The sequence below is a fragment of the Polynucleobacter sp. AP-Elch-400A-B2 genome, assembly GCF_018688355.1.
Classification (GTDB): Bacteria; Pseudomonadota; Gammaproteobacteria; order Burkholderiales; family Burkholderiaceae; genus Polynucleobacter.
This window is the reverse complement of record NZ_CP061317.1, coordinates 311,739-325,237: the sequence shown is the minus strand read 5'-3', so window position 1 is coordinate 325,237 and position 13,499 is coordinate 311,739. Positions and strand designations below refer to the sequence as shown.

The 13,499-nt window shown below is 39.6% G+C and carries 11 protein-coding genes and 1 pseudogene; 2 read left to right on the top strand and 10 right to left on the bottom strand.

Features of this window, described 5'->3' with window-relative positions; translation table 11 throughout:
• Positions 1-97: 97 nt before the first annotated feature.
• Positions 98-280, top strand: a pseudogene (locus FD977_RS10880) (ionic transporter y4hA); the annotation flags it as partial.
• A gap of 56 nt (positions 281-336) precedes the next feature.
• Positions 337-1,053 (top strand): calcium:proton antiporter, encoded by a 717-nt coding sequence (locus tag FD977_RS01730; protein ID WP_251369511.1) that lies wholly within the window; start codon positions 337-339, stop codon positions 1,051-1,053.
• Positions 1,054-1,085: 32 nt separating this feature from the next.
• On the opposite strand, the gene FD977_RS01725 is transcribed toward FD977_RS01730, so the two are convergent.
• The 10 genes from FD977_RS01725 to FD977_RS01680 form a co-directional block, all read right to left on the bottom strand.
• The gene (locus FD977_RS01725; RefSeq protein WP_215305869.1) at positions 1,086-1,655 is read right to left on the bottom strand and encodes an SIS domain-containing protein; all 570 of its coding nucleotides are present in this window, start codon (positions 1,653-1,655) and stop codon (positions 1,086-1,088) included.
• Positions 1,656-1,664: 9 nt separating this feature from the next.
• Complete coding sequence (locus FD977_RS01720) at positions 1,665-2,654, bottom strand: GHMP kinase (protein ID WP_215305868.1); 990 nt, start codon at positions 2,652-2,654, stop codon at positions 1,665-1,667.
• Entirely contained in the window at positions 2,651-4,549 is a 1,899-nt protein-coding gene (locus FD977_RS01715; RefSeq protein ID WP_215305867.1) for an HAD-IIIA family hydrolase, read from the bottom strand. Before FD977_RS01715 ends, FD977_RS01720 begins: the two co-directional genes overlap by 4 nt.
• Positions 4,546-5,508: an NAD-dependent epimerase/dehydratase family protein gene (locus tag FD977_RS01710; protein WP_215305866.1), complete on the bottom strand. Its 963-nt coding sequence runs from the start codon at positions 5,506-5,508 to the stop codon at positions 4,546-4,548. Before FD977_RS01710 ends, FD977_RS01715 begins: the two co-directional genes overlap by 4 nt.
• Positions 5,509-5,514: 6 nt before the next feature.
• Positions 5,515-6,495 (bottom strand): lysylphosphatidylglycerol synthase transmembrane domain-containing protein, encoded by a 981-nt coding sequence (locus FD977_RS01705; RefSeq protein ID WP_215305865.1) that lies wholly within the window; start codon positions 6,493-6,495, stop codon positions 5,515-5,517.
• Positions 6,488-7,435, bottom strand: coding sequence for a glycosyltransferase family 2 protein (locus tag FD977_RS01700; protein ID WP_215305864.1), 948 nt, complete (start codon positions 7,433-7,435; stop codon positions 6,488-6,490). The genes FD977_RS01705 and FD977_RS01700 overlap by 8 nt, the downstream gene beginning before the upstream one ends.
• A 53-nt stretch (positions 7,436-7,488) precedes the next feature.
• A complete protein-coding gene (locus FD977_RS01695) occupies positions 7,489-8,784 on the bottom strand; it encodes an NAD(P)/FAD-dependent oxidoreductase (RefSeq protein ID WP_215305863.1) in 1,296 nt (431 codons plus the stop codon).
• Positions 8,785-9,187: 403 nt separating this feature from the next.
• A complete protein-coding gene (locus FD977_RS01690; protein ID WP_215305862.1) occupies positions 9,188-10,291 on the bottom strand; it encodes a glycosyltransferase in 1,104 nt (367 codons plus the stop codon).
• 213 nt (positions 10,292-10,504) lie between these two features.
• Positions 10,505-12,079: a hypothetical protein gene (locus FD977_RS01685; protein WP_215305861.1), complete on the bottom strand. Its 1,575-nt coding sequence runs from the start codon at positions 12,077-12,079 to the stop codon at positions 10,505-10,507.
• A 189-nt stretch (positions 12,080-12,268) separates the two neighbouring features.
• Positions 12,269-13,297 (bottom strand): NAD-dependent epimerase/dehydratase family protein, encoded by a 1,029-nt coding sequence (locus FD977_RS01680; protein WP_215305860.1) that lies wholly within the window; start codon positions 13,295-13,297, stop codon positions 12,269-12,271.
• Positions 13,298-13,499: the final 202 nt, after the last annotated feature.

Genomic DNA, 13,499 nt, shown 5'->3' with positions numbered 1-13,499 from the left:
TCAAGCTCAACATCGTTTATAAGCATCAACCCACATGACAAATCTTCTTAGCCAAACCTGGTTCATTATCTTGATGAGCATCACCCTCATTGGAGCAGTGCTTTCTGCCGTCCATCATGCTGAGGTAATCGCCCATAAAACAGGTGAACCTTACGGAACTTTGGTACTATCAATTAGTGTCACCATTATCGAGGTTTCCCTCATTATTGCCATGATGCTAGCTGGGCATGAGGGTTCTGAATTCATTGCTCGTGATGCTGTATTTGCGACAGTCATGATTGTTATTAATGGTGTGGTGGGCTTGTGCATTTTTATGGGGGGCTCAAGCATCATGAAATGGCCTTCCGTAATGAAGGTACTAATTCTGCATTGGGCGTACTTACTGCGATGGCAACCTTTATTTTGGTTATGCCGATGGTCACAGTCAGTACACCAGGACCAGACTTCACCAAGAGTCAACTTGCTTTTGCGGGCATTGCTTCATTTGCCTTGTATGGCGCCTTCCTGTTCTTCCAAACAGTGAGCCATCGTGACTACTACCTGCCTAAGGCCGTTGATAAAAAATTAGATAGCGAGATTCATGCGGAGGAGCCGAGCAATCTCAAAACTACCATCAGCGCCCTTCTATTGCTAGCCTCTTTAGCAATAGTAGTTGGTTTAGCTGAAGCACTAAGCCCAGCTATCGAAGCGGGAGTAAAAGCTGCTGGAGCCCCAAAAATGGTGGTTGGTATAGCGATTGCTATGTTGGTGCTCTTACCTGAGGGCTATGCAGCAGTGAGGGCGGCGAGAGCTAATCGATTGCAAAGCAGCTTGAACTTAGCACTGGGCTCAGCTTTGGCTAGTATTGGACTAACCATTCCGACGGTAGCTGCCATTGCCATCTTCTTTAATCTGCCACTAAGCCTAGGTATTAGCTCACTTAATATGACGCTGATGTATCTCAGCTTCTTTATTGGGGCGCTCACACTGGCTATTGGCAGAACTACCCTATTACAAGGTGTAATACATCTAATTATTTTCTTTGAGTATTTGTTTTTAAGCTTAGTACCTTGAGAGATAAATAATGCCCCAATAATAACCAAGCATTACTGATATGAGCAAAGCTTTTGCATCACTATATGCCCAAAAATAGCATGAAAATCCTCACAAAGTTGCATATCATTTTTATTAATCCAGATTTTATGCTGGGCCATCTCTTTAAGTTTTCCACCCGCATACCCGCATAAACCTAAAGTTTCGCCACCGTTCCTATTGGCATAATCAACTGCACGCAGGACATTCTCCGAATTACCACTGCCGGAAATTGCAATCACCAAATCCCCTGGCTTCATTATATTTTTGAGTTGCTCTACAAAAATATCTTCAAATGAGATGTCGTTTCCATAGGCCATCAATAAACCCATATTATCTACAAGCGTCCGACCATAAAAAGGCCTCCCAGTGCTCAAGAAGATGCTTTTATTCCAATCGGTTATGTAATGAAGCGCAGTCATTGAACTGCCACCATTTCCCAGGGTGATAACTTGAGCACCTCGCTCCCATGCAGCCTGAACTACCTCAACACCATGGTCAAACTCCATCCTATTGACCTCGGCAAGCAATCGACCTAATTTTTCAAAATACCATTCAGATGGCGAGATTCTTGTTGTTGTCATATTTAATTGTTAATTGGTTGGATTATAAAAAATAATTTGACTACCATTTTTTTCGAAATTAAAGTTAATGCACCTAAGATCATTTAATTGTCGAATAATTTCGGGATGCCTTTCTTTTTCCGCATAAAAAATAAGAAATCCTCCAGCCCCAGCGCCTAGAATCTTGCCTCCAACCGCTCCCGCATCAATAGCCCTTTGATACCAATCATCAATATTGCTATTTGATATTTCCGTAACTAATGATTTTTTTAATAGCCAGTTCTCGTGAAGAATCTCTCCAAAAACATGCGTATTATTGTTTTGCAGCTCATCCCTAAGGATGTAGGCCAATGAAACCATAGACTTAAGAGCATCCTGCTTTCGTTTGCTGGAAATAATTTCCTCGTTTTGTTTATGTAAGAGATTTGATGCGCTCCGAGTAATGCCCGTATAAAACATTAGTAAATTGTCTTTTAACGTACTTAAAGTTTCAGATCTTGTTATGAGGGGGCTAACCTTAACTGATTCATCAGAATTAAATTCATAAAAATTAAAGCCACCATAGGCTGCAGCATACTGATCTTGCTTGCCGATCGGCTCTCCACACACATTAATCTCAATATCAGATGCTTCCGCTCCAAGCATTTCATTTGAAACATGACGACCCAGGTAAGCATGGAGACAATGCAAGAATGCAACCGTGAAAGAGCTGGATGAGCCCAACCCAGTACCCTTGGAGGGAATATCCGCAACGGTTGAAATTTCTAAACCGCCATCAATTCCATAGCGAGACAAGCAGGCACGCACTAATTGGTGTTCGATTTCAGATGTAGATTTAACATTTTCTGTCTTTGAGTATGAAAGACGTAGCTCGTCATCAAATTTCTTATTAATGGTGACATAAATGTATTTATCGATTGCCGTACTGAGTACCGCGCCTCCATGCCGGCGGTAGTAGCCAGGCATATCACTACCACCACCAACAAAACTCATCCTTAATGGTGTTCGACTAATAATCATAGAACAATAATATTATTTACATACTTCTTTTGAGCTATCACCCAACTATGCTCGTCAGCCTCCCTTTGAGATACTAGCAGATCAATCTCAGCAGGCGAATGCCCTCTTCTTAAATACTCTCTCATAATGCGTTGACGTCGCTTAACTTCCTCGACCTCAATATATATGGAAAACTCAAGACCTAATTTACTAGCGATTTTGTTCGCTATAACACCCTCCCACAGAACCACATCCCCTCCTGAAATTTTTACACATTCAGGCGAGACTAAAGGACGCTTATGAATTTTAGAATAATTTGGCAGATTGAGGGTAATTACTTGATCAGGACCAAGAGCATTAATTTTTTTAAAGGTCATTAGAATGCCCATCCAATCATATCGCTCCCACACACCGGCTCCACGGTCTTTTTCAGCCAGTAACCATCGGTCAAGAGAAATTACGTGGCATTGGATATCTCTAATTCTCAGTTCACGTTTTATAGTATTAGCTACCGTTGATTTTCCACTTCGCGATAAACCCCCAATAAACCAGTGATTTGACTGAGGTACAAATTGAATGAGGGGGTCAAGTTTTTCAACAAGTCTAGGATAAGTAGTCAATATAAAATGAACTGCATCAGAGAATGTGGGCTCACTAAATTGAGGTTGAAAAGAGTATTTTGCATCAAGCCCCCCGTGGCCAGTTTCAACCGTAATTGAGGTAGCTCCTGCATTAATAGCGGCACCTAAATCTGCAGTGCTGTCACCAATATGCCAACTAGACCGTAAGTCAATATTTAACTCGCTTTTAGCCATCAAAAACATCCCGGGGGCCGGCTTTCTGCATAAACACTCGACTTTAAGGTATTCAATCTCACCCTCAAATCCTTTATCAGGATGATGCGGGCAGACATATATTTTGTCAAAGAAAGCTTTTGACTTAGCAACTTCTGATTCTAGTTTTGCATGAATCGCATCGAGCATAGCAAACGAACAATCGCCTCGAGCAATCACGGGTTGATTCGTTACAAGCACGGTACGCCACCCTGAATCCTTAAGTCGTTTTAACGAAGTACCAATCCCATCGTAAGTATCTAGCAAATCTGGACTTGTAATATAAGCGCCAATTTCTTCGTTTAATGTGCCATCGCGATCAATAAAAACTGCGCTTTGAGTGTGCATGAGATTAGAACGCTCAACCAACCCCGTCTTAACCGCGTCTATAACTCGGTCAAGGCGCTCAGGGGTGCCAGCATCCTTAATGTACTCCGGTGAAGAGTAGCCTAAAAACTTTTCTCCATCAGCAAGCATAGCCGGGAAAAGATTTTTTGCAAAGTCACAAGGAGCTTGAAAAGTCTCAAACCTCTTGAAATGCGAGGTATTAATTAGATATAGGGCAGCATTAACTAGATTGGGGAACAGTGCATCAGGAGGATGCGGATAGGCATGAAACTGCGTAATGTAGCCAGACTGATCCAGTTGAACCAAATCAGAATCAGCAGGATGGTCATTGGGGTGTAGAAATAGGGTTGCCGCTATATTGAGGTCCCTTTGGTGATAACTCTCAAATCGCGATAAATCAATATCAAATATAGTATCGCCATAAACAATCAACACCTGCCCCTGGAGTTGATTCAATATCTTGAGAGTAGCGCCCGCAGTTCCCAAGGGTTCACCATCATCAATAATTGAAATATTAAGGCTTTTAAATTTTTCCTGCTGGAAAAATCTCTCAATAAATTCAGCTTGATAATTCACCAAAATCAATAAATTTGTGTAGCCATATTTTTGTATGGCCCCAATCTGACGCTCTAACAATGGCACGCCTGCAACATCTACTAAGGGCTTTGGTAAACCCCCCAATCTCTCTTGAAGTCGCGTACCTTTTCCACCAGCCAGAATGACCGCTTGCTTCATCTACTCAATTCTTCAAAAATTTCTCGCACTGCCAGCTCGATAGTTTGCTGAGATTTCATTTTTGGAGCCCATCCTAAATCTCTAATTTTTGCAATCGAATAATTAAACCTAGGAACATCCCCAACCCACCCCTTGCTACCTAAGCCATATTTAATTTTTGCATTTGGACAGGCAATGTTTAAAACTGTTTGAGCAATAAATTTAACGGTAACACCGCTGTCTTGATCTGGTCCAATATTAAATACATCATATTTCTTATTAGTATTTTCAACTAAAAATTGCATGGCATCAACAAGCTCGGATACATGAAGATAAGACTTCTGTTGAGAGCCATCCCCAAGTACATCGAGCTCATTAGGGTTAATTTTTAATTTATTAACAAAGTCATATATAACACCGTGAGTTGCGGGAGTGCCCACTACGTTTGGGAACCGAAAAATCAGAGCGCGCCGTAGAAATGATTCGCATGCAGCACAAATTTGAGCCTCTGATGCTAGCTTCATAGCACCATAATTAGAGATGGGGCGCAGAGGGGATGTGAGCTCGGTTAATTCATTATCCCCATGATCACCGTAGACAGCAGAAGTGGAGGCAAAAAAAAGCTCTGGGATCTTGGCCGCCTGCATATAACGCAACACGTTAAATGTAGTCATAAATGTATCTCGAAGATCTACCGCTGCATCCTTGACGCCCGCTGGAATATCTGAATTAGCAGCCAAGTGCCAAACAGCATCAATATACAAATTACCAAATGGTGGAAGAGCGTCAATTAACTCGTCGTAATTATCTAAATTCACCTGATGGAAAGAAAAATTGGGGTCTCCAGAAAACTCGGCAATGTTGCTTAATGATCCTCGGCAAAGATTATCAATAGCAATGACAGAATGGCCGCTTACCAATAGGTTAGAAATAAGGCGATAGCCAATGAACCCTGCTCCACCAGTAACAATGTATTTCATGGCTGGCTACCTTTTGCTTAAATTAGAAAGTGCTTTAGATGTAACCAAATATGCAACCAATCCAAATATGCAAATACTTGTCCATAACATAGCATGCATAATCAAGGCAAAAGATGCGGCACTTTGAGGCGACACCCCAAATGGAGCAAGTGAAAGTGCGGCAAAATAATGGAAGGTACCTACATAGCCTGGAGAGCTTGGAAATAAGGTAGAAATAGTTGCAAAGGTATTGCTAATAAGCATGGCATTGATAGGGAGATGCAAACTTAGTGAAGCCTGTATCGCTCCGTAAACTAACGCCTCTAAAAACCAAGCAAAAAGGCTAATTAACACTAGATAAATAGCCCTGGAAAGCGAAAGTAAATTCTGAATAGCCAAAAGACTATCCATTAAAAATGTGAATAATTTTTTGGGGATTGGAATAAATCTATTTAAAAGTTCAATTAATCCCCTAATAGGGGTGGGCGCAAAAACCATGGCAAGGGCGCCAATCAAACAAGTTATCGTTAAGATCTTGACAGCCTGCTGAATCTCAAGAGGGAAACTCGCAAAAATTGATTTTCCAGCCTCACCGCTAATTCCAAGAAACAAGAGGACCAGCAATGAACAAATGTCATAGACGCGCTCTACCGCAACAGTAGCTAAAACCGTACCAGAAGGTATGCGAGACTTTTCGCTAAATTGGATAATTCGATAAATATCACCAGCACGCAATGGAAGGACATTATTTAAGGCATTTCCAACAAGAAAATATCGCCCACACAACCATAATGGAGGTTTAAAGTCCGTCGATCTAAACATGAGCCACCAGCGAAAAATACGGATCGCGTAATCAAATATCAGTGTAATGATCGAAAAAATGACCCAATTAAGATTTACTTCATTCAACTGAAGCAGCGTCTGATGAAAGTCTAATTTACCCAGGGTTAAATATAAAAAATAAAGCGTAACTCCCCAGCCTAGAGCGAGTTTTAAAAATCTATTCATTACTTTTACTATTAAATGATCCGGCCTCGTAGTCAATTACATATAAAGGCCTATCTAATACCTCCAGAAAAATACGCCCAACATACTCACCAAGAACTCCCATGACAATCAGTTGAGTGCCGCCCATGAGCATCAAAGCTACGAACATCAGCGTCCAACCAGAAACCCAGGAGTCAGACATTAACCTCAGAACTATGGCGTAGATCACTCCAACAAGAGCCAAAAAGAACATTAGCAAGCCAATGCTGATTGCCGCCCTTAAAGGGGCAATCGAAAAAGAAACAAAACCATCAATTGCCACCCAGAAAGAACGCATGAGGTTGTAGTTTGTCTCCCCCGCAACACGCGTACCACGCTCAATTTCAATAGAGGCCGTAGAAAATCCCGGCCAAAGTGTGAGCCCCCTTAAAAACCGAGTTTTTTCTCGAAATGAATTCATAACATTAAGTACCTTCCGATCGACTAATCTGAACTCGCCAACCCCTATTGGAATTTTGATATCGGAAATACTATATAAAAGCTTATAGAACAATGCTGCTCCCAGCTCATAAATAACTGATCTAGCCTCACTTTTTCGCTTGACATAAACAATATGATTTCCCTCTTCCCATTTTTTAATGAGCTGGGGAATAGCTTTCGGGGGGTCCTGCAAATCAGCATCCATCATGATTGCAGCAACACCGGACGCCTTCTCAAGACCAGCTGTTATAGCTACAGCTTGTCCAAATTTTCTGGTTAAGCGAATTAGATTAACTCGCTCATCAGATTCGATGAGGGTGAGAATAATTTGTGGCGTATTGTCAGAGCTATCATCAACAAAAATCAACTCAAAATCAAAGCCTTCTATTTTTTCAAAAACTTGGCAAATCTCAGGATAGAGCAAGCCAATATTTTTCGCTTCATTATGCGTTGGGATAATTATTGAAATAATTTTTATCATTATATTATTACTCTATCGACCTTGTTGAGCCCAATAACTTATTAAAAAATATATTAAAGATCATTCTTGACCAATTGAGCTACTTTTTGTCCATACTGAACCGCATAGTTAGTACCACGATCCTCTGGATAAATTTGAGCCATTGTAGAGAGATAAAGACCTCCAATAGGGGTTACCATCTCGGGAATTTTGGATGAATAAAATTTTTCAACAATAGGTTGCGAATATTCTGCCTTCCAAAGATTAGCCTTTTTAATCCAAGATCTTTCAAAATTAGGAAACATTTTTTGAATGTATGGGGTTGCATAATCTAAAAACTCTTCAACATCCATTTTGTAGATATGGTCAGTAGTTGGTAAATATTTAGAAAGATATACGATATGACTATCGCCATATAAAGCTTTATTAACCAGGTTTGTATGCTCTATGATCCCGACAAATGGAAATGAAGGGTCATTGACATTCAACCAATAGTAGCTCGAAAGACTTCTATCAAGCTCCATAATAAGACAAACATTACCAATGTAATTGATTTGCAAAAGAGAGTTTATGTACTGTTGATCAGCTTGCCCCTCAACCATTTTGGCGAGGATAGGCAATGCTGTAGTTACGATGACTCTATCGCACTCTACAATTCCATTATTGGTTTGTAAGCCCTTTACTTGATTATTCTCAATCAATATTTTTTCGACCTTAACCCCAGTCGTGATCGTTCCACCATTAGATGTAATTTTGGATGCCATTTCATTAGCAAGGCGCATAAATCCGCCCTCGAAATAGACCAATTGCTCCTTACCATTCTTCCCGCGACTACCGCCACGTAGGCATAGTTTTTTCCAAAACCAAACTGCTGACACTTTCTCAGCATAAGGGCCAAACTTTCCCTTGAGCAACGGCTCCCAAACCACTCTGTAAACCTGCTCGCCCGCAATTTGAGTAAGCCACTCCTTTGCAGTAATACTTTCAAGGGCCATCCAATCCTTTACTCTTCGCGCCCAAAGCACAAGGACACCTAATCGTATGCGTGAAATAAAGGTAAGCGCCTTAAACTTGAGTAAATCAATAGGACTTGAGAGTTTAAAAAATGACTGATTAAAGTACATACCCGTCTTACTCTCGAGGAAATCCAATTCATTGGTCAAAGAAAGGCTTTCAACTAACCCCATAATGTATTCATCATTAGTAAACCAATGATGATAAAAGCGCTCTAACTTCTGCCCTGAGGTATTAAATCCTGCTGCCAGACCGCCAACCTCATCCTCCAACTCAAGCAATGCAGGCTTATACTCTAGTAATTCCAGTCCCGCTGCTAATCCAGTAAATCCAGCGCCAATAATACATATTTTCATAATTAATACCAGTTAGTTCATTCTTAGGTTCAATTTGATAATCAGATTGAAATAGCAATTCTCTAGAGCAAAATCAGCAGCACAGAAGCTAACAAAGAAAATTATTAGCCTTCAAATAAGGATTATATTGCTAAATAGTAATGGTTAAGTTATTAAGCTCCTACCCAGCATTTAAAAAGGAAAATACGCTTGAATTATCAACAGATTACATTGCTATGAGATCTGCTCTTATCTAAGTAAACACGCCTAATTGCTCTGAAGTGCTGTATGCTACTGTGCACCACTTTTAACAATGCGGAATTACCAACCACCGACAATAGATTGGGGTGAGATCCAATAAAATTCACTGAATTATCTGTGAAATGAAAACATGGGCTCTATTAATGATTAAAAATTAGGCGCGTCAATAATTAGACCTAGAAATCTTAAAATACTTTGGGAGCCGAAAACGCACTATTGACCAATAAAGCCAAATATAAATCAGAGAAAAGATAATGGCAAAGAATTTTAGAATTAAATGATAGCGCCAAAATAAAACCGCGGGAATAACGGCAAATAAGCACAAAGCCCAAAGATAAGGCGCCACTAAAGAATTATGCTGAACTCTAAGATATTCTTTATCGGAGAAATTTGACCAATTAATAACCCGCCTGTAGATTAATTGATGGAGGTGAGATGCGTCAGGCAATCCCGCACTAACTTTTTTAATTATAAGCCTTCGATAAATAGTGAATAGTGTCTCAAAAATTGGGTACATACATAACAGCAAAGGGAACCATTTTGCTACCTCTGAATGTCTTGCGGTCAAAAGAATAGATAACTCAGCAATCCAAAAACCCACTAAATACGCACCGCCATCCCCCAAGAAAATTAACCCCCTTGGGTAGTTCCATATTAAAAAACCTAGTAAAGCACCAATCATTGCCAATGCTGAGACCATAATGGAATGATCGCCAACTTGAAAAGCAACATATGTAATTCCGCATAAAATTAACACGGCCGCCATGCTTGATAGCCCGTTGTAGCCATCAATAATATTGAAAGCATTTGAAACGCCGGCTACAGCAAAGCAAGTTATTGAAATTGCCATGATAGGATAGGCAATCATGAGATTATCGATGCCCAAAACCTGCACTGAAGAAAGCCATCCCCCAAGCAGATGTCCAGCAAAAATAGCGGATAGGATTGTTGCAATCAATCGAAACTTAACGCCGACTTTTTTTGTTATATCCTCAAGAAAGCCCGATAGGAATGCCGGCAATGAGGCGAGAATCATCAAAAGCCCAAACTCCCCTACATCTCGATTCTGAAAATAGCGAACTGTTAAAGCTATAAAAACCCCAAAAATAACGCAAACACCACCAATTCTTGGCACGGGGCTACTGTGGAATTTTTGAATTCCAAGCAGGTCAGAATCAGCCGTATAACTGATATGTAGGTAGTTATAGCGAACTATCAATACAGCAGCTAAGGTTGAAAATATAAATGACAATGCTAAAACTAACATAGATTCCTAAAAGAACAAATTGCGGAGTAAATCAAAAACTCTATCGGGATTCAAAAGCTTTGAAAAAATACGCCATCATCACAAGTAGTGCACATATATAAATTATCCGCAAACTATATGATAAAAATTCAATATTAAATATCCAAATATTTAACTGAAATTTGGACGCCCCATAGAACAATTCACGCACTTATTTATCAATTTACATCCCCGTCAATCAACTTGCAAAACATACATAAAATTATTTTTACTAAAGCGATCAATTAATCTCGATCCGCTAAGCGAATGAATTAATTCCATTCGACGATTTGAGTCCCATTGACCTGAGATGAACAAAACAGGTCTGGCCGCACTATTCTCAATGCCTTTCAAGGCACTCAAATTAGCAAAATCAGCAAACATAACTTTCCCAGCCAAAGGCTCAATACCCGCACCAGAAAACTCTACTAGGTACCTATAATCTGGATACAGAAATTGATCCATGACTATGGTTCCTTTGCCAGCGGAGGCTTGATTAGCTAATGGAAGGATTTTTATAAGGTTTTCACCTTCGTAGTCTAAGCGAGAATATTTAATCACTCCGCGAGAGACGTATATTGTAGATATTAAAAGAACTACTGCCAACAACAAGAGAGTGTATTTATAAAATCGCTGAAAATAATGCGTAGAAAAAAACTTAAAAATATAGGCAACCCCTAAAAAACTCAACGAACACAGCACAATTTCAGAAAGAGCCCATCGAGTGCCAAATTTCCATGGCATCTTCCCGGTAAGAGAAAGCATCATCCACAGTAGTTCACTAACTACCACATAAATAAATAAACATAAAAGCGTTGAATCTGTGATGCGATTAAATTTACCACGCCTCTTAATCCAATAAAGATAGAAAGGCGAGGATAACAAAAAAAGAGTTTTAAATACGACCTGACGTCCAGAAAGAAATTTTCCATGGCCAAGGTAATTGGTTTTCAATAAGCTCAACGTCTGGCCAAGATCTTTACCCTTTAGTATGAATTCATTGACATAGGATGGAGGAGTACCTCCAGTAGTTTGATAGCGCAACATAAAATAGTACTCACCGAATGCTAGAGCCGCTAACAAAGTAACCCCAAAAATTGTTTTGAGATGTATTTTTCTTTCAAGGAGAAACTGAACAGAAATTATCGTAAAGCAGGAACTAACAACATAAATTAATGCGCTATATCTACTTGACATAAATAGTCCGCATACGAGGGCCCAGCTTAGCAAATTTTTTAATTGAAAATTTTTAATCAGATAGCAAGTAGCCAGCAGTATCGCAGCTACGCCGCAACACTCCATAGAGTACGGCCTAACCTCATGTGCAAAATAAAGGTAGTTGTCATCCGAAAATAAAATTAGCAATGAAAATATGCTGAATCCTATAGATAACTTAAGAGATTTAGCCAGGATAATTAATAGAGCTGCCGGAATCAATGCAAAGATAAATGGAAGGGCGCGCAAGACTAATGGTTGAGTTCCGAAAATATCTATTGCCACTCTCAAGAGAACAGTAAAGCCGCCTGGGTCAAGGCTAAAACTTTTACTATGCCCCCAAGAATCCAGTAGAGATCCATATTCGCTTTGTTGCGGGGCGAAATGAAACTGTCCGATTGCGAGTAAAAATTGTCCGCTTTCATCAAACCATAAATTTGGACTTAGTAAATTGCGCGCAAAAATCAATGCCGCAATCCCAAGAGCAGATCCAGACAACCAAATTAAAGCGTGGATTGAATTTTGTATTTCTGGTGATAATCCGTTATTCTTCAATTTTGATATTCCTTTGTTATCACCCCTACGGCTACATAATTTCTTGTACTTATCTAGCAAAAATTATCCCTAATAATCCATCTAGACCCAAGATATAAAAGTCAAAGCTATTTGTTAAAATAGCTTTGACTATATCGCTTTATCTTCCGCGTGTTATGCATTCGACATACTAGTAGTACGTAATTTCCATTAAGACTGCATGGAATCAATATAGAAGGGAATGCTCCTTGTTACACCCTCTTGAATAGTGAACTCCGGTAAATACCCCAATAATCTTTTGGCCTTATCTATATTTGCCTGGCTATGCAGTACATCTCCAAACCTAAAATCTTGATATAATTTTTCAGAATCTGAATTAACGCCCTCATCCCTAAGTGCACGCTTCAAAATATCAAATAGTTGATTAAGAGATGTGCGGTCGCCTACAGCTATATTGTAAATCTGATTTTTAGCATTAGGTACACTAGAAAGTGCCGCCAGAATATTTGCCTGAATTACATTCCCTACAAAACAAAAGTCTCTACTTGTTTCTCCATCCCCATATATTTGAATCGGAGAACCCTCAATCATTGATGCCGTCCATTTTGGTATAACAGCAGCATATGCTCCAGATGGATCTTGACGTGGCCCAAAAACATTGAAGTATCTCAATCCAATTGAATTTAACCCATAACAACGATGAAAAACTTCTGCGTATAGCTCGTTAACATACTTGGTAACAGCATAGGGACTTAGAGGACGTCCAATATTTTCTTCTTTTTTCGGCAAATCAGGGTGGTCGCCATAGGTGCTACTACTGGCTGCATATACAAAACTATTTACACCTGAATTCTTGGCTGCATTTAGGACATTTAAAAATCCATCCACATTCACGCGATTAGTCTGAATTGGATTTTCTAAGCTCCTAGGGACGCTTCCTAGGGCCGCCTGATGCAAAACATAATCAATGTTTTTGCATATATCAACACAATCCTTGGGATCTGAAATGTCACCCTCAATGAAATTAAATTTTTCCCATTGATCCGAAGATACAAGAAGTTTAACTTGATCTAGATTTGCTTGATAGCCAGTACTAAAATTATCGATACCAACAACAATTTGATTGTGGCTCAATAAAAATTCTAATAAATTGCTACCAATAAAACCTGCAACTCCAGTAATCAACCACCGACTTGGTTTAAGAAAAAGATCGTGACATAAAATATCGTAAGTATTCATTTATTAAATATAATTTTTAGTCAATGCTGGTTTAACGCAAACTTCAAATTAGATGGGGAAGAGCACATCAAATGGTTAATCTGAGCATGATCTCTTTATATCGCGCACCAAGCAGCTTAGGTTTATTTAAAAATTGAAAGTTGATTGCCTGGTCATTTAATGCCAATAACTTAGGAAGTTTTTTCTTTAAGTGGAGCTCAAT